The organism is Pseudomonas sp. GL-B-19, assembly GCF_019956415.1.
In the GTDB taxonomy this organism is placed as follows: Bacteria; Pseudomonadota; Gammaproteobacteria; order Pseudomonadales; family Pseudomonadaceae; genus Aquipseudomonas.
This window is the reverse complement of the sequence record NZ_JAHBDK010000075.1, coordinates 40,127-59,134: the sequence shown is the minus strand read 5'-3', so window position 1 is coordinate 59,134 and position 19,008 is coordinate 40,127. Positions and strand designations below refer to the sequence as shown.

Annotated in this window: 14 protein-coding genes; all 14 read right to left on the bottom strand. The window is 60.5% G+C overall.

Going from position 1 to position 19,008, the window contains the following annotated elements; genetic code table 11:
- Positions 1-31: 31 nt before the first annotated feature.
- The 14 genes from KGB06_RS25385 to KGB06_RS25320 all read right to left on the bottom strand — a co-directional run bounded on the left by KGB06_RS25385 (position 32) and on the right by KGB06_RS25320 (position 18,998).
- Entirely contained in the window at positions 32-1,105 is a 1,074-nt protein-coding gene (locus tag KGB06_RS25385; RefSeq protein ID WP_223520661.1) for an autotransporter outer membrane beta-barrel domain-containing protein, read from the bottom strand.
- Positions 1,106-1,418: 313 nt separating this feature from the next.
- The gene (locus KGB06_RS25380; RefSeq protein WP_223520659.1) at positions 1,419-2,207 is read right to left on the bottom strand and encodes an endonuclease/exonuclease/phosphatase family protein; all 789 of its coding nucleotides are present in this window, start codon (positions 2,205-2,207) and stop codon (positions 1,419-1,421) included.
- A 183-nt stretch (positions 2,208-2,390) separates the two neighbouring features.
- The gene (locus tag KGB06_RS25375; protein WP_223520656.1) at positions 2,391-3,149 is read right to left on the bottom strand and encodes a PIG-L deacetylase family protein; all 759 of its coding nucleotides are present in this window, start codon (positions 3,147-3,149) and stop codon (positions 2,391-2,393) included.
- 184 nt (positions 3,150-3,333) lie between these two features.
- Positions 3,334-5,493 carry a glycogen debranching protein GlgX gene (glgX, locus tag KGB06_RS25370; RefSeq protein WP_223520654.1) on the bottom strand — a complete coding sequence of 720 codons (2,160 nt, stop codon included), beginning with the start codon at positions 5,491-5,493 and terminating at the stop codon, positions 3,334-3,336.
- 103 nt (positions 5,494-5,596) lie between these two features.
- The gene (locus KGB06_RS25365; protein WP_223520652.1) at positions 5,597-5,932 is read right to left on the bottom strand and encodes a DUF2934 domain-containing protein; all 336 of its coding nucleotides are present in this window, start codon (positions 5,930-5,932) and stop codon (positions 5,597-5,599) included.
- Positions 5,933-5,953: 21 nt separating this feature from the next.
- Complete coding sequence (locus KGB06_RS25360; protein WP_223520650.1) at positions 5,954-8,746, bottom strand: malto-oligosyltrehalose synthase; 2,793 nt, start codon at positions 8,744-8,746, stop codon at positions 5,954-5,956.
- Positions 8,743-10,821, bottom strand: a complete 2,079-nt coding sequence (malQ, locus tag KGB06_RS25355) for a 4-alpha-glucanotransferase (protein WP_223520647.1) — start codon at positions 10,819-10,821, stop codon at positions 8,743-8,745. Before malQ ends, KGB06_RS25360 begins: the two co-directional genes overlap by 4 nt.
- The gene (gene treZ, locus KGB06_RS25350) at positions 10,818-12,614 is read right to left on the bottom strand and encodes a malto-oligosyltrehalose trehalohydrolase (RefSeq protein ID WP_223520645.1); all 1,797 of its coding nucleotides are present in this window, start codon (positions 12,612-12,614) and stop codon (positions 10,818-10,820) included. Before treZ ends, malQ begins: the two co-directional genes overlap by 4 nt.
- Before the next feature lie 13 nt (positions 12,615-12,627).
- Complete coding sequence (gene glgA, locus KGB06_RS25345) at positions 12,628-14,214, bottom strand: glycogen synthase GlgA (RefSeq protein ID WP_223520643.1); 1,587 nt, start codon at positions 14,212-14,214, stop codon at positions 12,628-12,630.
- 582 nt (positions 14,215-14,796) lie between these two features.
- Entirely contained in the window at positions 14,797-15,750 is a 954-nt protein-coding gene (locus KGB06_RS25340) for a D-2-hydroxyacid dehydrogenase family protein (RefSeq protein ID WP_223520641.1), read from the bottom strand.
- 13 nt (positions 15,751-15,763) lie between these two features.
- On the bottom strand, positions 15,764-16,789 hold the full coding sequence (locus KGB06_RS25335) for an alpha/beta fold hydrolase (protein WP_223520639.1): 1,026 nt from the start codon (positions 16,787-16,789) through the stop codon (positions 15,764-15,766).
- Positions 16,790-16,874: 85 nt separating this feature from the next.
- Positions 16,875-17,309: a YqaA family protein gene (locus tag KGB06_RS25330; RefSeq protein WP_223520637.1), complete on the bottom strand. Its 435-nt coding sequence runs from the start codon at positions 17,307-17,309 to the stop codon at positions 16,875-16,877.
- Positions 17,309-17,755 (bottom strand): DUF411 domain-containing protein, encoded by a 447-nt coding sequence (locus KGB06_RS25325; RefSeq protein WP_046032207.1) that lies wholly within the window; start codon positions 17,753-17,755, stop codon positions 17,309-17,311. Before KGB06_RS25325 ends, KGB06_RS25330 begins: the two co-directional genes overlap by 1 nt.
- Before the next feature lie 247 nt (positions 17,756-18,002).
- Positions 18,003-18,998: an aldo/keto reductase gene (locus tag KGB06_RS25320; protein WP_223520635.1), complete on the bottom strand. Its 996-nt coding sequence runs from the start codon at positions 18,996-18,998 to the stop codon at positions 18,003-18,005.
- Positions 18,999-19,008: the final 10 nt, after the last annotated feature.

Here is a 19,008-nt window from a genome sequence, read left to right as displayed (position 1 = left end):
CCCAATCAACACATATCTTCAAGACAAAACCTCACCACCGCATCCTCACCCCCAAACTCCCAATCAACCCATTCAAATCATTGTCATCCACGTCACTGCTGTAATCCGCACTGATATACACACTCACCGCAGGCGTGACCCTGGCCACCAGCCCCAACCCCACTTCAACCGTCGATGAATTGCGACTGCTACTGATCTTGTCGACCTGGTCGAGGGTCACGGTGTTGCCGGTGTTCACGGTGCGCCACAAGTTAGTCCGCACGTAGGGTTCGACACCCAGGCCATTGAAGTCGTAATTACCTTTCAATCGGGCGCCGACCCGTCCGCTCCACGACGTCAGGTCGCTCGATGACGCATTGCCCGAGCCAGCATAGGGCGTATCCAGCGAAATGCGCTGACTAATCAACTGCGCCTGGGGTTCGACCACCCAGTTCTCGCTCAGGCCAATCGGGAAACCGCCTTCCACCGACAATGTCATCGCCGTGCCTTCAGTTGCCTGCCGAGCGCCCTGGTGGTTACGGCTAAAGCCGTTGACCCGACCACCGCTGGCGGTCAAATCCACATGCCAGCCTTGAGGGCCGGTCAGGCTCCAGTAAGCGCCGAGGCTTTGGCCTTGGAGATTGAGGGTGTCGTGGGCGGGGTTGGCCAACGCTGGATGGGTCAGCAAGCCGTTGCCATTGCCTTGTAAATGGGTGGTGCCGCCGATCAGCCCGACCTTGTGGGTATGACCACTACCGCTTTGCAAGGTGAGGATCGCCGGACCTTTGAATTCTGTGGTGCCAGGGATCGAAGATTCCAGTGACAGGTAGTCGGTCTGCGCTTGTCGCGACGGTTTACCGTACACCTGGTCCCAGGCTGAAGGCGCTTCGTCTTCGATGGTCAGGTGTGAGCTTGTTGTATCGGACGCGGCGCTGAAGTGGCCGGGGTAGGCGGCAGTGATGCTCGTGGTTGGCAAGGTTAAGGCCGGAACATCCTGGCGATACCACGGAGCGGTTTCTTCTTCCGTCGGTCCCGCCTGGGCCTCGAGGGTCGAGCACAGCAAGATAGAGCTGGTGACAGTGCAAAAAGTGACTTTGATCTCTTGTTGGGAGAATGACGTTTTCATGGGGGTCTACCTTGCAATCGCATGGGGTCTCTCGCTATGGCGTCTCTCCTACCCCGAATGAGGGGCGGCCGAATGAATGGGGCAAGCCTATGGGCGCCCGTATTGGCGGGTGTCTGGGGGTGCCCCCTGATGGTACTTCGGGGGTAGTAAAGTGAAGCTAAGAAGACTGCTGACAGTGCGTCAAGAAGATGATTGATAAGTGGTACTGGTATTTTTGGTGTGTCAAATGACTGATTTACGGCGCTGATCTAAGTGCTTGTTTGTTCGAGGACGCGTCAAAAAAACCGCGATCCAGAGCCTTTTGACTCGTTTGCTAGAGGTGCACTTCGACGGCCAACGGCAAATGATCCGACAAGTGCGTCCAGGGTCTATGACTTAGAATTCGCGGTTCATGGCTGCTGGCGTTACGCAGGTATATCCGGTCCAGGCGTAACAATGGAAAGCGTGCCGGGTAGGTTTTGGCCGGGCGCCCGTTATGGCGTTCGAACGCCTCATGCAGGTAGTTTCGTTGGGCGAGGGCGGCGTTGCCTTGCAACTGCCAGTCGTTGAAGTCGCCAGCGATGATCACCGGGGCGTCGTCGGGCAGGGATTCGAGCAGTTGGCAGAGCAGCTGCAACTGCAACTGGCGATGACTTTCGAGCAGGCTCAGGTGCACACAAATGGCATGAACTTCAGCGTGCCCCGGCACCTCCAGCACACAGTGCAGCAACCCGCGGCGTTCGGGGCCAGTGATCGACACATCAAGGTTTCGAAATTCGCGAATCGGGTATTTCGACAGCAGTGCATTGCCGTGGTGGCCATCGGGGTAGACCGCATTGCGCCCATAAGCGAAATCGTTCCACATGCTGTCGGCGAGAAACTCATATTGAGAGGTCGACGGCCAATGGTTGTAACGGGAAGAATGCCGATCGTGTAATCCCACCACTTCCTGGAGGAACACCAGATCCGCTGCCGTACTGCGCACCGCCTCGCGCAGCTCCGGGAGGATGAAACGCCGGTTAAAGGCGGTGAAGCCCTTGTGAGTGTTGACCGTCAGTACCCTCAGGCGATGAATCGCCGCGGACGGGGGCAGCGCGGCCCGTTGCTCGGAATCGCTGATCACGTGTGCTCCTCTGAATCTGGCCTGCGTATGCATGCGACTGATGCGGCGGCAGGCAGTTCAGTCTGAGCGATACCAAAAACCCTGTGGGAGCGAGCCTGCTCGCGATTGCGGTGTATCAGTCGACATCGATTTTGGCTGACACACCGCAATCGCGAGCAGGCTCGCTCCCACAGGGGGATAGTGTCAGACAAAGACTATTTCATAGGGCAATCGCATGCGGTCCAGGAGCACTCGGGGCAGCAGCGGTGCGATGCCGATGGTGGGTTCGCCGTCGAGCTGGCTGGCGTAGGCGTGGACGGCGTGGCTTTTACGCGCGACGGTCCAAGTGTCCAGGCGCAATTTGCGTGCACGGTGCCAGGGCACGAGTCGCTGGTCGCGAGCCGGCCAGTGCCAGGCCCAAATAGGCACTTCATGGAACGCCGCACCGACCTTGCTCGCAGCAACGGCGCTGGCACGGCCGACGGCGTCGTGATCGGGCGTGCCGTCTTCGCGCCAGGTGCTGAACACCACATCGCCAGGCCGCAAGTAGCGGGAGATGAATTGGGTCAGTTGTGTCTCTTGCTCGGCCAGGGCGAAGTCAGTGAAGCCACCACGAATCCATTTCAGGCTGTGCATCGGCAAGCCGAGCCTACGCAAGGCCTCGACGCTTTCCTGGCCGCGAAATACGCTCAGGCGCTTCTCCGACCATTGTTGGGAGCCCGGTTGGCTGGCACTGCCATCGGTGACCGAGATCATTTGCAGTGGATGACCGAGGCTTGCGAGCAGTTGCAGCAGGCCGCCACAGCTGACCACTTCATCACCGGGATGCGGCGCGATCACCACGGCGCGTGCGCCGGCGGGGACCAGGGTCTGGGTGTTGATGACGGGGATGTTGTCCAGTTGCAGCGCACTGTTCCAGATTTGTGCTGGCTGGCTGCTGTCGATGAGGGTGAGGGGTTTCATCGGCCTACGTCCTTGTTTTGTTTGATAGCAATGTGCAACGTTCCGTACCTTGGATTGTTGCGAACTGAGTATTGCTCAAGTCTCGCTGTTCGTCGCGTGGCGGTTTCATCTGAGGCGATTTTTTTTAACCAATTCGTACCAAATCGCGTAAATAGCCCCCGAAACCACCGTGCGCAGCTCCATTTCACTCGTCTTCCTCATGCTGCAATTCAAACAGCAGCAACGAACGGCCGGTCACCGAATATTCGTGATCGAGTTCAAAGCGTTCCTGTCCTCGAATCGACGGTTGATTGGTGTCGATCATGCAGGTCCAGAACCCGCCATCGGGCACTTGCGGCAGCGTGAAGTTGACGATGTCGTGGTGCGCGTTGACCACCAGCAACAGCGTCGCGTCAGCGCCCTTGCGACGGATCCCGGTTTCCTGGGCGCGACCGTCGAGCAAGATACCGAGGCAACGACCGTGGGCCTCGCCCCATTGTTCCTGGGACATTTGCGTACCGTCCGGCGCCAGCCAGGTCACGTCTTTGACACCGATGTCCTCGTTGTAATTGCCCACCAGGAAACGGCCGCGTCGCAGGATCGGGTACGCCAGGCGCAACTTGATCAGGCGTTTGACGAACTTGAGCAGGGCCTTGCCGTCCTCGCTGAAGTCCCAGTTGACCCAGCCGATCTCGCTGTCCTGGCAATAGGCGTTGTTATTGCCCTCCTGAGTCCGGGCGAATTCGTCGCCTGCGACCAGCATCGGCGTGCCTTGGGACAGCAGCAGCGTGGCGAAAAAGTTGCGCATCTGCCGCTGGCGCAATTCGTTGATCTCGGGATCGTCGGTCGGACCTTCAACGCCGTGGTTCCACGACAGGTTGTTATTGCTGCCGTCCTGATTGTTCTCGTCGTTGGCTTCGTTGTGCTTGTCGTTGTACGACACCAGGTCGTTGAGGGTGAAACCGTCGTGGGCGGTGATGAAATTCAACGAGGCATATGGCCGGCGGCCACGCTGGTTGAACATCTCGCCGGAGGCGGTCATGCGGCTGGCGAAATCGGCGAGTTGGCCGTCGTCACCTTTCCAGAACGCGCGCACGGTGTCGCGGAATTTGTCGTTCCACTCCACCCAGCCCGGCGGAAAGTTGCCGACCTGATAACCGCCGGGGCCGCAGTCCCACGGTTCGGCAATCATCTTCACCTGACGCAGCACCGGGTCCTGGCGGCAGGCCACGAGGAAACTGTGACGCTCATCGAAACCGTCGTGGTAGCGACCGAGAATGGTCGCCAGGTCAAAGCGAAACCCGTCGACGTGCATTTCCGACGCCCAGTAGCGCAAGGAGTCGGTGACCATTTGCAACACGCAAGGGTGGCTCAAATCCAGGGTGTTGCCGGTCCCGGAATCATTGATGTAGAAGCGTTTGTCTTCGGGCTTCAAGCGATAGTACGAGACGTTGTCGATGCCGCGCATGGACAGGGTCGGCCCTTGTTCATTGCCCTCGGCGGTGTGGTTGTAGACCACGTCGAGGATCACTTCCAGATTGGCTTCGTGCAGGTGCGCGACCATTTCCTTGAACTCGGCGATCTTGCCGCTGGCCAGATAGCGCGGGTCCGGGGCGAAGAAGGCGATGCTGTTGTAGCCCCAATAGTTGGTCATGCCTTTGTGCAGCAAGTGTTGATCGTTGACGAACGCGTGGATCGGCAACAATTCAACCGACGACACGCCGAGTTTGCGGATGTGGTCCAGCATGTCATCGACCATCAGCCCGGCGAACGTACCGCGCACATTCTCGGGAACGGAAGGGTGACGCATGCTGATGCCGCGCACGTGGGTTTCGTAGATGATCGTTTTGTCCCACGGCACGCTGACGCGATGGTCGTGGCCCCAGGTGTGCGCCGGGTCGATAACTTTACATTTGGGCACGAAGGGCGCGCTGTCGCGTTCATCGAAACTGAGATCCGCATCGGGGTGGCCGATGGTGTAGCCGAACAGCGCTTCGGACCATTTCAACGCGCCAACCAATTGCTTGGCGTAAGGGTCGATCAACAGTTTGTTGTGGTTGAAGCGATGACCGTTGGCCGGGTCGTACGGTCCGTAGACGCGATAGCCATAAATCAGTCCCGGATGGGCGTCGGGCAAGTAGCCGTGGTAGATCTCGTCGGTGTATTCGGGCAGCTCGATGCGTTCAAGTTCCACCTCGCCCGAGTCATCGAAGATGCACAGTTCGACCCTTGTGGCGTTGGCGGAAAACAAGGCGAAATTGACCCCCAGGCCATCCCAGGTTGCGCCCAGCGGGAAGGGCAAGCCTTCACGGATTCGCGACGCCTCGGCGTGAGGTTCTGGCGCGGTTTTTTTTGGCGTGGTCATAAGTGCTCCTGCAAATGGGGATCAAGGGGTTTTCGAGGAGGAACGCGGCCCCAGTGGCGAGCGGACTCGCCACGTCCTTGATCAAAACAAATCGTCCTGGACGTCAGGTGATAGGTGGCTTTTTCGCCGCACGAGGTTTCTTCTCGACGGCTTTTTCCCCCGGCAGGATCACTTTCGACGCCGCAGCAGGTTTAGCCTTGGCTTTGGGTTTTGCTGCGCTGGCTTTACCGTCCAGCACGCCATTGGCCTTGCCCGCCGCAGGTTTAGTGGCGGCGGCTTTAGTGGCGCTGGCTTTCGGTGATTTTTTCGGTGCCAGGGCTTCCGCTTCGGCCAGCTTGCGAGCCATCTCCCAGTGTCGGGCGTCCTGGCCCTCCGGTTTGCCCTCCGATTCCCAGATCTGATAGGCAAATTCGCGAACGCGTTTATCGTCGGTACTCATCGCAATGCTCCTGAACTGAACTCAAGCTTGGGTAAAGTGTTGGATAAAGAGATTGACCGGGACAATCTCCAGCGCAGCGCTGATGTTCAGCTCCCTGTGTTTTGTGACTGCAACGCTGGAAAAAAGTCCCTTCAGATTTTCATCAGAGGCGGTGAACGGTAATTTGACCCGTGTATCGCCCCACTGCAGCGCATCTATCCTTGGTTCAGCACTGTTTTTTAGCAGATCGGTTTTCAGTAGTTCGGCGCAGCGTATCGGTACGATCACGATGGCGCGTTTGCCTTCCAGCGAGCGAGCAAAAGCCAGCACTCGATGTGCCTGGCTGCCGATCACTTCAAGGGCTTGATACGTCCCTCGCGAAAACAGTTCGGCATGCTCGGCCCGCAGGTTCAGCACCTCGGCGATCAGCGTCTGCTTGATGCGCCCGTCACGCCAGTTCGCCAGCAGTTCGGGCACGTCCGGTGTTGCTTGAAGGGCCCGTTGACGGCTGGCGTAATCCACCGGACGGCGGTTGTCCGGATCCACCAGGCTGAAGTCCCAGAAGTCGTTACCCTGATAGAGATCCGGTATCCCCGGCACGGTCATTCGCAGCAAGGTTTGCGCCAATCCATTGAGGGCGCCGGGTGCGGCGATGGCCTGAACCGCTTGGCCGAGGGCGGCGCGTAACAGCTCACCTTCGGGGGCCAAAAACAGACGCTCGATAAACACCTGCATCGCGTGTTCATAGGCGTCGTTCGGCGCGCTCCAACTGCTTTGCAGCTTGGCTTCGCGCAAGGCTTTTTGTTGCCACTGCCAGAGGCGTTTGGCGTAGTCCTCAAGTGCAGGCTGATCGTCAATCCGCAGGGTCAACGACCAGCTGCCGAGGATCGCCTGGTACAGGATCAACTCATCGCCCGCCGTCGGCATCTGCTCGTCTTCGCGCAGCGGCCGGGCGAGCGTTCTCCAGAGCGAGACTTGCTCGGCGTACCAGGCGCTGCGTTCACTCAGCACGGCTAAACGGGCACGAGTGTCTTCGCCGCGTTTGTGGTCGTGGGTGGCGGTGGCCAGCAGATTGTCCGGGAATTCGGCCAGGCGATTGACGCAAGCGGCATGAAAGTCGGACAGCGGGGCGCTGAACTGTTCGGTGCTGAACCCGACATCATTGCGTGACAGCAGCACCGCCGAGCGATAGAACGCGGTGTCTTCGACCGCTTTGGCGGCGGCCGGTGACGTCAGTTGCTGAAAGCGTACGCAGGCATGCTTGAGGATCTTGCGCTGACGACCTACCGGGCGTTTGCGCCAGGGGGCACCACCGAGCCAGCCGGCCAGGCAATCGAGCACCGGCCAGTCGGCTTCGCTGAGGGTTTGCCGCGCACCGTCCATGGCTTGCTGGAAAAATACATCGTCTTCAGCTGAGCGGCCACGGGGGCTGATGTACGTGCGGTAAACCGGGAAGTGCACGATCAATTCCTGTAACGCCCGGCGGATCGCACCGAGGGTCAGGTCGCGCGTCATCAAGTCGTCCCGGGCCACTTGCAGCAAGGCCTGGGCAACGCTTTCGAAATCACCGGCCAACGAGCCGTTGAGGATTTGCTGGCGTGCCAATTGGGCTTCCTGGCGGAAGTCGGCAGGTCGTTCGCTGAAGCGCTGCCAGAGTTCGCCCAAGGTCTGGGCGCCTTGCGGGTCGTGTTGCAACAGCGACAGCTGGTTCATGAATTCGTAACCGGTGGTGCCGTCCACCGACCAGTCGCGGTGCAGGGTTTCGCCTTCGCCGAGGATCTTCTCGACGTAGATCGGCAGGTGTCGACCCGGTGACAGGCTATCGACCCGGCGTCGAAGTTTGCGGCAGTAGCCACGGGGATCGGCGAGGCCGTCGATGTGGTCGATGCGCAAACCGTCCACCAGCCCTTGCGCCACCAGTTCGAAGATTTTAGCGTGGGTGGCTTCGAACACGGCCGGCCGCTCGACGCGCAAGCCGCCCAGTTCGTTGACATCGAAAAAACGCCGCCAATTGATGTCATCCGCTGCCGTGCGCCAACTCGCCAGCCGGTAACTCTGGCGTTCAAGCAGGGTGTGCAAACGCTGGAAACCATCGGGGGTGAGTGAGTCGTAAGCGCTGAGGTGTTGTTCGATGGCCTGGTGCATCGCCGGATCACAGGCCAGTTCGCGCAATCCGGCTTTCAGCGGCACCGCCAGACTGTGAGCGTCGGTCTGATAACTCAAGGTGGTGAAGCGCTCCGCCAGCGATTTAAGCGGTTCGACATCCATGGGCAGCAATTCGCCAAAATGCATCGGGCAGATCGGGAAGCGGTGATCGTAATGCTGCACGTAAAAGCTGCCGTCCTGCGCATCGAAGCGCAAGGGCAGGGTGCCGTCCTGCAAGGCAATGCCGTAGTCGCTCCCCAGGAATGGCAGCAATAACTGACCTTCCATCAACGGGTCCGGCGAGTGCCATTGAATGTCGAAGAACTCGCCGAACGGGCTCAAACGCCCCCATTCCAGCAAGTCCAGCCACCAGGGGTTATCAGCGCCACCGACGGCCATGTGGTTGGACACGATGTCGAGGATCAACCCCATCCGCTGTTCGCGCAGGGCATGGACCAGACGCCGCAGCGCCGCTTCGCCACCCAGCTCAGGGTTGACGGTGGTCGGGTCCACCACGTCGTAGCCATGCATGGACCCGGCGCGAGCAGCCAGCAGCGGCGAGGCATAGACGTGGCTAATCCCCAGACGGGCGAAATACGGCACTAGTGGCACCGCTTGATCCAGGGTGAAGCCTTTATGAAATTGCAGCCGCAGGGTCGCCCGCGGTGATTGGATAAACGGTGCCGTCATTGGTCACGCTCGCCCGCTTGAAGCCGCGCGCAGGCAAGCAGTTCCAGGCGCCGGGCCGCGTCAGGGTCATCGAGCAGGGCTTCGCTGTCGCCGGGCAGGCGCCGTGACCAGTTGGGGTGGGTGTCGATGGTACCGGGCAGGTTCGCCTGCTGTTCAATGCCCAAGGCATCTTCCAGTGGCAGCAACACCAAGGGCGCGCGGGTATGCCCGAGGAACCGGACGCTGGCGTCGAGCACCTGATCGGTTTCGTAGGACTCCTCACGAAAGTTCTGTGGGTCTTCGCTCAACACCCGACGCAGGCCTTCACGTTCGCGCTCGCGGTGTTGGCGCCATTCGATTTCGCCGCTGGCGTCTGTCAGGCCGAGGCGGGCGTGCCAGTCGATGTCGCGGCCATGCCACCAGCCATTGAGCGTCGGCAAGTCATGGGTGCTGGTGGTCGCCAGCGCGTTATCCGGCCAGTCGAGGATGGGCTTGAAGTGGGCGTTATCCTGTTCAAACAACAACACACGCATACCGAGGATCGAGCGCGCGATGAGTTTTTCCCGCAGGCCGTCAGGCACGGTGCCGAGGTCTTCGCCCAGCACAATGGCTTGATGACGATGGGATTCGAGCGTCAGCAGACGCAGCAAATCGTCGACGGGGTAGTAAAGATAGGCACCATCGCGGGGAGGCGCGCCGTTGGGGATCACCCACAGCCGTTGCAGGCCCATGATGTGGTCGATCCGCAGGCCGCCGGCGTGGGCGAAATTGGCGCGCAGCATTTCGATAAACGCGCGAAACCCGTTGCGCACCAGACCTTCGGGCGAAAACGCGGAAATGCCCCAGCCCTGGCCGGTGCGGTTGAGGATGTCCGGTGGCGCACCCACCGTCAGCGAGGCGAGCAGTTCGTCCTGGCGACTCCAGGCCTGACTACCGCCGCCATCGGCACCGACGGCGAGGTCGGCAATCAGCCCGATGCTCATGCCGGCACTGCGGGCGGCGGCTTGCGCGCGCTCAAGACAACGGGTGATCAGCCACTGGCAGAAGGCGAAGAAGCCGATGCGTGTGGCGTTCTCTTCAGCGAACTCGGCAAGGGCGACGCTGCGCGGGTCGCGCCATTGTTCGGGCCATTCGCGCCAATCGAGGCTTTCTCCCAGGGTGGCGCGGGCTTCTTGGAGAGCTTCGAAGCGGCAATGATTTTCCAGTGCTTCGCCCGAGGCATGGCGGAAACTGCTGAAGTCTTCATGCAAGGGGTGTTCGCCGTGAATAAAGCCGTCGTACAACGCCTGCAAAATTCGGTGTTTGGCGTGCGCGGCCACGGGCCAGTCAATCAACGGCCGTTCTTCAAGCTGCTGCAGTTCGGCGGCGAGCCCGGTGGCGTCAATCGCCGTGCGCATCGCCCGCTCCCCGAGGATGGCGCCGGGCGCGGCGTAAAGACTGTTGAGAAATAAGCGACTGGAGGGCGAGTAAGGGCTGTAGCGCTGGGTGTCGCTGCCGAACATCGCGTGCAACGGACTGATCGCCAACGCTTCGGCGCCGCGTTCACCGGCCACCCGGGCGAGGTCTTCCAGTGCCTGGGTATCGCCGAAACCGCCATCGCCGGCACGCCGCAGTGAGTACAGCTGCACGCTCAGTCCCCAGGTGCGCGGGATCGGATTGTCCACGGCATCGCCGACGCTATAGCAGCGTTCAGGTGCCACGGCGAGGGTGAAGGATTGCCCATCGATGCTGACATGCTGGTAGCCGACCGGAATCAACCCCGGCAGCACCGCGTGTGCATCGAGCTTCAGGTAGATCCGCGAGCCGTCTTCGAGATGAACGTCGCAGGGCGTTTCGGGTTCAAAGTAGCGCGCCAGATCGAGACCGACACCGACGTCAACCGTCATCAGCGGCGGCAGGCGGTGGGTCTGCTGGGCGGCTTGCAGTTCCAGCAGGCTCGCGTCGATTTCCTGGGCGCTGCCGGCCGGATGCCCCAGGCCCGTGAGCACGGCGCGCAAGACTGACGGGCCGACTTTCTGCGGGCGGCCATTGGCGTCGATCCAATCGACGGCCAGGCCTGCGCGGCTGGCCAGTATTTCAAGTTGCGCATCGCTCATGGGCGCTCTCCATCCGGGGGTAGCAAAGGGGCTGCGGCGGTGAGGCTGACTAACGCACAATACGGGGCAAGTTTGCCCTGGCGTAACAGGCCGGCTGAATGGGGCGGGTGTTCGAACAGTAAGATGGTGTCGACCTCTGGGGTGTGGACCACCGGCGTGTCGCTGAGGTTCAGGTCAATGCGCAGCTCACTGCCATCGCCCAGCCGCCAGCGTGCGCTCACCGCACCGTGCCCCAACACATGGGCGCCCAGTGCCTGGGTACCAGGCAGGCGAGGGATGAGGTGCTGGTGGCGCAGCTGCAACAGGTGGCGATACACATCGTGAATGGCCGGCAGAGCGCTGGCGTTCAGCTTCGGTTGCGACGCTTCAAAGGTCTGGGGCGCATTTGGGTCGGGAATCTGCTCACGCTTGTGCGGATCGGCAAAGGCGCTGAACGCCGCGAACTCGTTGCGTCGACCTTCGCGCACCTGTTCTGCCAGTTCACCGTGGTGGCTGGTGAAAAAGAGGAACGGTGCCTGCGCTGCGAATTCGTCTCCCATGAACATCAGCGGGATCATCGGCGACAACAGCAGTAATGCGGTGGCGGCGTAAAGCGCATCAGGGTGGGTCAGTTGATGCAGCCGTTCGCCTAACGCACGGTTGCCGATCTGGTCATGGTTTTGCAGAAACAGCACAAAGGCAGTCGGCGGCAAATGACCACAGGGCTCACCTCGCGGCTTACCGTGGCGGTTGAGTTGGCCCTGAAACACAAAACCCTGGCTCAGGCAGCGAGCGAGTTGTTCGGTGGGCTGCTCGGCGTAATCGGCGTAGTAGGCGTCGGTTTCGCCGGTCAGCAACACGTGCAGGGCGTTGTGACCGTCATCGTTCCACTGCGCATCGAAACCCTGTTCCAGCAGGCTGGCTTCATTGTGTTCGTTTTCCACCATCAGCCACACATGGCGTGTGGGCCCGGTTTGCTGGCGAACACGTTGGGCCAGTTCTTCAAGGAAGTCCGGGCTTTCAATGGCGTGCACCGCGTCCAGGCGCAAACCGTCAAAGCGATACTCCAGTAGCCACATCAACGCGTTGTCGATGAAAAAGTCCCGCACCTCACGCTGCCGGAAGTCGATGGCCGCCCCCCACGGCGTGTGCTTGTCTTCGCGGAAAAAGCCCTTGGCGTAGTGGTGCAGGTAATTGCCATCCGGGCCGAAGTGGTTGTAAACCACGTCGAGAATCACCGCCAGGCCGAGGCCATGGGCGGTGTCAATCAGGTGTTTGAGTTGTTCGGGCGAACCGTAGGATGCCTGGGGTGCGTAAGGGAGGACGCCGTCGTAACCCCAATTGCGCTCACCGGGGAATTGCGCCAAGGGCATCAGTTCAATCGCCGTGATGCCGAGTTCGACGAGGCGCGAAAGATGTTGCTCGACGGCACTGAAACCGCCGAGCACACCGACGTGCAGCTCGTAGATGATCGCCTCGTTCCATGGCCGACCGTGCCAGGTGTTGTGTTGCCATTGATAAGCCAGCGGATCGACCACCACGCTGTGGCTGTCGATATCCCCGGCTTGCGCGCGGGAGGCCGGGTCCGGCACCTCCAGCTCGCCATCGATGTTGTAGCGGTAACGGGTCCCCGCCGGGCAGCGGGTCTTGATCACGAACCAGCCGTCAGCCTGAGGCAGCAACGGCAGGGATTGTCCATTTTCCAGTTCGACACTGACGTAAAACGCATCAGGCGCCCACAAGGCAAAACGCGTGTGCTCTGCGTCCAGCATGATTGCGCCGTGGGGCCAGGTCTCAAGGGTCCGTAACGGCATCGTTGAAAACCTCTTACTGTCGGCCCGATTTACCCAAAGCCTTAGCCACAAGCTGTTCGTAGAGTTCGGCGTAGGGTTCCACCGCCTTGCACCAGTTGAAAGGCGCGGCCATGGCCCGGCACCGCATGGCATGGAGCAGGTCGGGGAAGGCGAACACCTTGAACGCGCGGCTCAGGGCCTCCTGATAACTCTCGACCGTGGATTCATCGAAGAGGAAACCGGTCACGCCGTTTTCAATGGTGTCGGCCAGGCCGCCGGTGTTGCGTGCTACCGGCAACGAGCCGAAGCGCTGGGCGTACATCTGGCTCAGGCCGCAGGGTTCATAACGCGAGGGCATCAGCAGGAAATCGCTGCCGGCGAACATGCGCCGGGCGTCGGTTTCGTTGAAGCCGATGCGCACGCCGATCTGCCCTGGAAAACGCAGGGCCAGTTCACGCATGGCTTGTTCTTCCTCCGGCTCGCCACGGCCGATGATTGCAATCTGGCCTCCGGATTTGACGATGTATTCGGAGACCGCTTCGGTCAGGTCCAGGCCTTTCTGATAGACCAGACGCGAAACCACGGCAAACAAGGGACCTTCGGAATCAGCCAGGCCGAACAGCTCGCGTACATGCGCGGCGTTGACGGCTTTACCGTCCCAGTCACCGATGCTGAAAGGGCAGAACAGGTGCGAGTCCGTGGCCGCGTCCCAGCTTTCATCAATGCCATTGGGGATGCCACTCAGCAGGCCTTGCTGGGTCTTGGCGGCGAGAAAGCCGTCGAGGCCACAGCCGAAGGCCGGCGTAGTGATTTCCTGGGCATAGGTGGCGCTGACGGTGGTGATGTGGCTCGAATAGGCCATGCCGGCCTTGAGGAACGACATCTTGCCGTAGAACTCCATGCCTTCCTGTTGCAGGGCGTGCGCGGGAATCCCCAGCTCGGGGCACGAGCCGAGGCTGGTCACGCCCTGGTAGGCCAGGTTGTGGATGGTGAACAGGGTCGGGGTGCGCTGCCCACGCCAGTGCATGTAGGCAGGTGCCAGGCCCGCCGGCCAGTCATGGGCGTGCACCAGATCCGGGCACCAGTGAATTTGTGCGAGATTGGCGGCGATATCCGCAGCAGCGAGGCCCAGGCGGGCGAAACGAATGTGGTTGTCTGGCCAGTCGCGGCCATTGTTGGCGCCGTAAGGCGAACCTTCTCGCTCGTAGAGCTCAGGGCAGATCAACACATAGATGACCAGACCGTCCGGCATGTCCATGCGCCCGATCTTGCAGGCTGGCAGTGCGGCGTGCCCACCCAGTTCACCAATGATGTGGATCGGGTTTTCGCTGTGCAGCACTTGCGGGTAGCCGGGGATGAGGACCCGCACATCGTGCAGGTGCGACATGGCGCGTGGCAGTGCGGCGGAAACGTCGCCCAGACCGCCGGTCTTAACCAGATCGGCAATCTCGGAGGTGACAAACAACACTTTCTTTCTGTTCGGATTCTGACTGGCAGCCGGTGTCAGCGTCTTGGTGCCAGGGACGCTGATTGATTGCGCGCTCGGTGCATTCACGGCGCTCGATTCGCCGACCTGCTGCTGAGCACGTTCACCCTGAATATCTAAAGCCGCACTTGTCATATGAATCTCCCGTGGTGTTGATCTAATTCTTAGGTCTGGCACAAACGGTGTGGCCAAATCCTGCGGCCGGGCGCAAACGCGCACGCATCGGTAGCAAATGCTGCCCAATGCGGTGAAGCAGATGGGTGGAGGGGCCGTTGCAAGGAATGCACCAGTCGCGTTGGCCCTACCTTTACCCTGACCCATGGCCAAGACTGAAAGTTTCGAGTTTTTTACAACCAGATGACCGACCGGTTTTACCTCGCGAAAATGAGTCTAGGCCAGATCCTAGAGCGGGGCGGGTCATCTGGTGAAATTGTTCGACAATCAGTTTTCAGAGGGTAAAAGAACCGCGTGACGAAGGGGTGACCGCACCGACGAAGTGCAGGTTTATTTTTGGAGGTGGGTCAAAACAGGACTGGCAAGTCACAAAAGTGGGCGGGTTGGGCGGTGGGGTTGCACTGTTGCGGTGCGTTAGATTCAGTTTGTTGGGTGTGCTTGATGGCCCCTTCGCTGGCAAGTCGAATCGTCGCACCGCAGCTCCTACAGGGTTCGCGCATACCCTGTAGGAGCTGGCTTGCCAGCGAAGAATTTGACTCGGTCCTAAGTGAAAACCCGAATCGGTTTCCCCGCCGACCACGCTTGAATATCCTCGATCATCTGCGAAAAGAACGGCTGGTAGTTCTCCCGGCTCACATGCCCGACATGCGGCGTCGCCAACACATTCTCCAGGGTCCTGAACGGATGATGTTCAGGCAATGGCTCCACTTCAAACACATCCAGGGCCGCCCCGGCCAAGCGATTCTTCTGCAACGCCTTGACCAGCGCCGCCTCATCCACAATCGGCCCACGGGCGGTATTGACCAGCAGCGCCGTGGGTTTCATCCAGTCCAGCGCCTGGGCGTCGACCAGGCCACGGCTGCGCTCACTGAGCACAAGATGCACCGACAGCACGTCGGCCTGTTCAAACAATTCCTGCTTGCTGACATAGGTCACGCCGACTTCGGCAGCCGCGTCGCTGGTCAGGTTTTCGCTCCAGGCAATCACCCGCATGCCGAACACTTGCCCGAATTGCGCAACGCGCTTGCCGATGCTGCCCAACCCGAGGATCGCCAGGGTTTTGCCGTGTAAATCCCCGCCGAGTCCTTGCTGCCATAGACCGGCGCGCAAGGCGTTGGCTTCGGCCACGAGGTTGCGGGTGGCGGCCATGATCAGCGCCCAGGTCAGTTCCGGCGCGGCGTGTTTGTAGCTGTCGGTGCCGCAGACTTGAATGCCCAAAGTAGCGGCCGCTTTGAAGTCCAGCGCAGCGTTGCGCATGCCGCCGGTGACCAGCAGCTTGAGTTTTGGCAACCGGCGCAACAGGTCCTCATCGAACCAGGTGCGTTCGCGCATCACGCAGATCACCTCATAGGAGCCCAGACGCTCGGCCAGGGTTTCGTTGTCGGCCGGGTAGTCGTGAACAAAACTGACCTCGCCAACGCTGTCCAGCACTGACCAGTCCACCACGTCGCGCGCGACATCCTGCCAGTCATCGATTACCGCAATCTGCACCGCCATCAGCGTTACCTCATCAATGAACCGGGTTGGTTTTGTTCAGCCAGTCAAGCAAGGCCTTGTGGAATTGCGCCGGTTCTTCCATCTGCGGCGCATGGCCCATGCCGGGGAATTCGACCAGGGTCGACTGCGGAATCAGTTGGGCCACTTGCTTGCCGAGCACGTCGTAATGACCGAGCTTCGCCTTGACCTCGGGCGAGGCAATGTCACTGCCGATCGCCGTGGTATCAGACGTTCCGATCAGCAACAGCGTCGGCATCTTCAGGTCTTTGAATTCGTAGTACACCGGTTGGGTGAAAATCATGTCGTAAATAAGCGCCGAGTTCCACGCGACTTGCGTATGCCCCGGGCCTTTGTTCAGGCCTGCGAGCATGTCGACCCAACGCTCGAATTCCGGCTTCCAGCGGCCACCGTAATAGGTGTTGCGTTCATAGGTGCGGATGCCATCGGCGCTGAGCTTCAGTTCGCGCTCGTACCATTGATCGACGGTGCGGTAGGGCACGCCGAGGGCTTTCCAGTCTTCCAGGCCAATGGGATTGACCAGCGCCAGTTGTTCGACTTGCTCGGGGTATTGCAACGCGTACCGGGTGGCGAGCATGCCGCCGGTGGAGTGACCGAGGAGGCTGGCTTTCTGGATGCCCAAGGCTTTGAGCAGCTGCTGGGTGTTGGTCGCCAGTTGCTGGAAGCTGTACTGATAGTGGTCGGGTTTGCTGGAGGTGCAGAAACCGATCTGGTCCGGGGCGATGACCCGGTAGCCGGCTTCGCTGAGGGCTTTGATCGAACTGTCCCAGGTCGCGCCGCAGAAGTTTTTGCCATGCATCAGCACGACACTGCGACCGTTGGCCTTGCCATGGGCGGCGACGTCCATGTAACCCATTTGCAAGGATTTGCCCTGGGACTCAAAGGCAAAGTGCTTGACGGTGTAGGGGTATTCGAAGCCCTGCAGTTCAGGGCCATATTCCGGCCCTTCGGCGTGGGCGAGGACGGGCAGCGCGGCGGACAGTAACAGGCTGGGCAGCCATCGGGAGAGGGCAAGGGGCATGGGTGAACTCCATAGGAAACCGGCCGATGCTGGATCGGCCTGATTAGGGCGAGATTAAACACAGGCAATCGCCGTGCTTGATCGTTCAACCCATCCAGCCCAGCGTGGCCAATGCCAGCACGCCGTAACGGGCGGCCTTGGCCAAAGTCACGATTAACAAGAATCGCCCCAAGGGTTCGCGCATGACGCCGGCCACCAGCGTCAGCGGGTCACCGATGACTGGCACCCAACTCAGTAGTAAAGACCAATGGCCGTAGCGCTGATAATGCTTTCGCGCTTTTTCCAGATGACTTGGGCTGACCGGGAACCAGCGCCGCTCCCGAAACCGTTCGATACCGCGTCCCAGCCACCAGTTCACCAACGAACCGAGCACGTTGCCCAGCGTGGCGACGGCCAATAGCGACCAGACCCAGTATTTGTCGCTGAGCAACAACCCCACCAGCACCGCTTCGGACTGCAACGGCAGCAGCGTCGCCGCACCGAACGCGGCGAAAAACAGCCCGAAGTAAGCACCTGACATCAATGGGCGGGGTAGTCCGCCACCACGACATCAGTGCCGTCCTTTTTCAGGCCGATCACTTGGTAGGCATCGCTCATGCCGTCCATTTCCATCCCGGGGGAGCCCATGGGCATGCCCGGCGCGGCAACGCCCAGCAGGTCGTCACGTTTGCTCAGGGCCAGCACCTGGTCTGCCGGGACATGGCCTTCGACAAACTTGCCGTTGATCAGAGCGGTATGGCACGAAGCCAGACGCGGCGGCACACCGTGTTGTTGCTTGAATTCGCTCATGTTGGTTTCGACATGGTCTTCAACCTTGAAGCCGTTGGCTTCAAGGTGGCTGATCCATTTTTTGCAGCAGCCGCAGTTGGCGTCGCGGTGGACTTCGATGGGGATCAGGTCGGCGGCCTGGGCCAGGGAGGAAATGAGAAGGGCGCTCAGGGCGGCCAGACGCAGGTGGGTTCGCATGGGGGATGTCGACTCGGGTGGCGGTCAAAAACGGGCATTTTGACCAGTTTAGCCAACAAAAAGCGGCGAGATTGTTTCGAAGTGATACATAAGCAATGCGGACCCATGTGGGAGCGAGCCTGCATCGCGATGGGGGGGTGTCAGTCGCCAGTATCGTTAAATGACACGCCGCCATCGCGAGCAGGCTCGCTCCCACAAGGTCAGGTCCCACCGGGTCAGGTATTCACTGAACCTTGAACGGCTGTTGCTAGCGGTCGAGCAACTTCATGACTTCCTCGGGGTAGCGCAAGCCTGCGGTGGCATTCGCCGGGAATATCGCTTCCAGCGCTTGCAACTCGTCGTGGCTGAGTTTTACCTCCAGTGCGGCGATGTTCTCTTCAAGGTATTTGCGTTGTTTGGTCCCTGGAATCGGGATCAGGTAGTCACCTTGCGCCAGCACCCAGGCCAACGCCAACTGGCCCGCTGTCACACCCTTGTCCGCCGCTAATGCCTGTACCTGCTGCACCAGCAGCAGATTCTTCGCAAAGTTTTCCCCTTGAAAACGCGGGCTGAAACGACGGTAATCATCCGCCGCAAAGTCATCCGGGCTTTTCAGTGCGCCCGTCAGAAAGCCGCGCCCCAATGGGCTGTAGGGCACAAACGCCACGCCCAGTCGCTGGCACGCGGCGAGGCAGCCGTTCTCCTCCTGATCGCGGCTCCACAACGAATACTCACTTTGCAGCGCACTGATGGGATGCACTTTATGCGCCCGCTCCAGCGTGGCGGCCGACGCCTCGCTCAAGCCCAGGTAGCGCACCTTGCCGGCCTTGACCAACTCGGCCATGGCGCCGACGGTTTCTTCGATGGCCACCTGCGGATCGATGCGGTGCTGGTAATACAAGTCGAGGGTTTCCACGTTGAGGCGTTTGAGTGTGCCGTCGATGGATTCGCGAATGTATTCCGGTCGGCCATTCACACCCCGTGCGGTAGGGTTGGACGAGTCACGGACAATGCCGAACTTGCTTGCCAGAAACACCTGGTCGCGTTTACCGGCAATGGCGTTGCCGATCAATTCTTCGTTGGTGTGAGGGCCGTACATGTCCGCGGTGTCGAGCAGGTTGATCCCGAGTTCGAGCGCGCGATGCAAGGTGGCGGTGGCCTCACGGGTGTTCACGCCCGTGGTATAGAAATCGGTCATGCCCATGCAGCCCAGGCCGATGGCGGATACCTGCGGGCCGTTTTTGCCCAATTGACGTGTTTGCATGAAATCAACT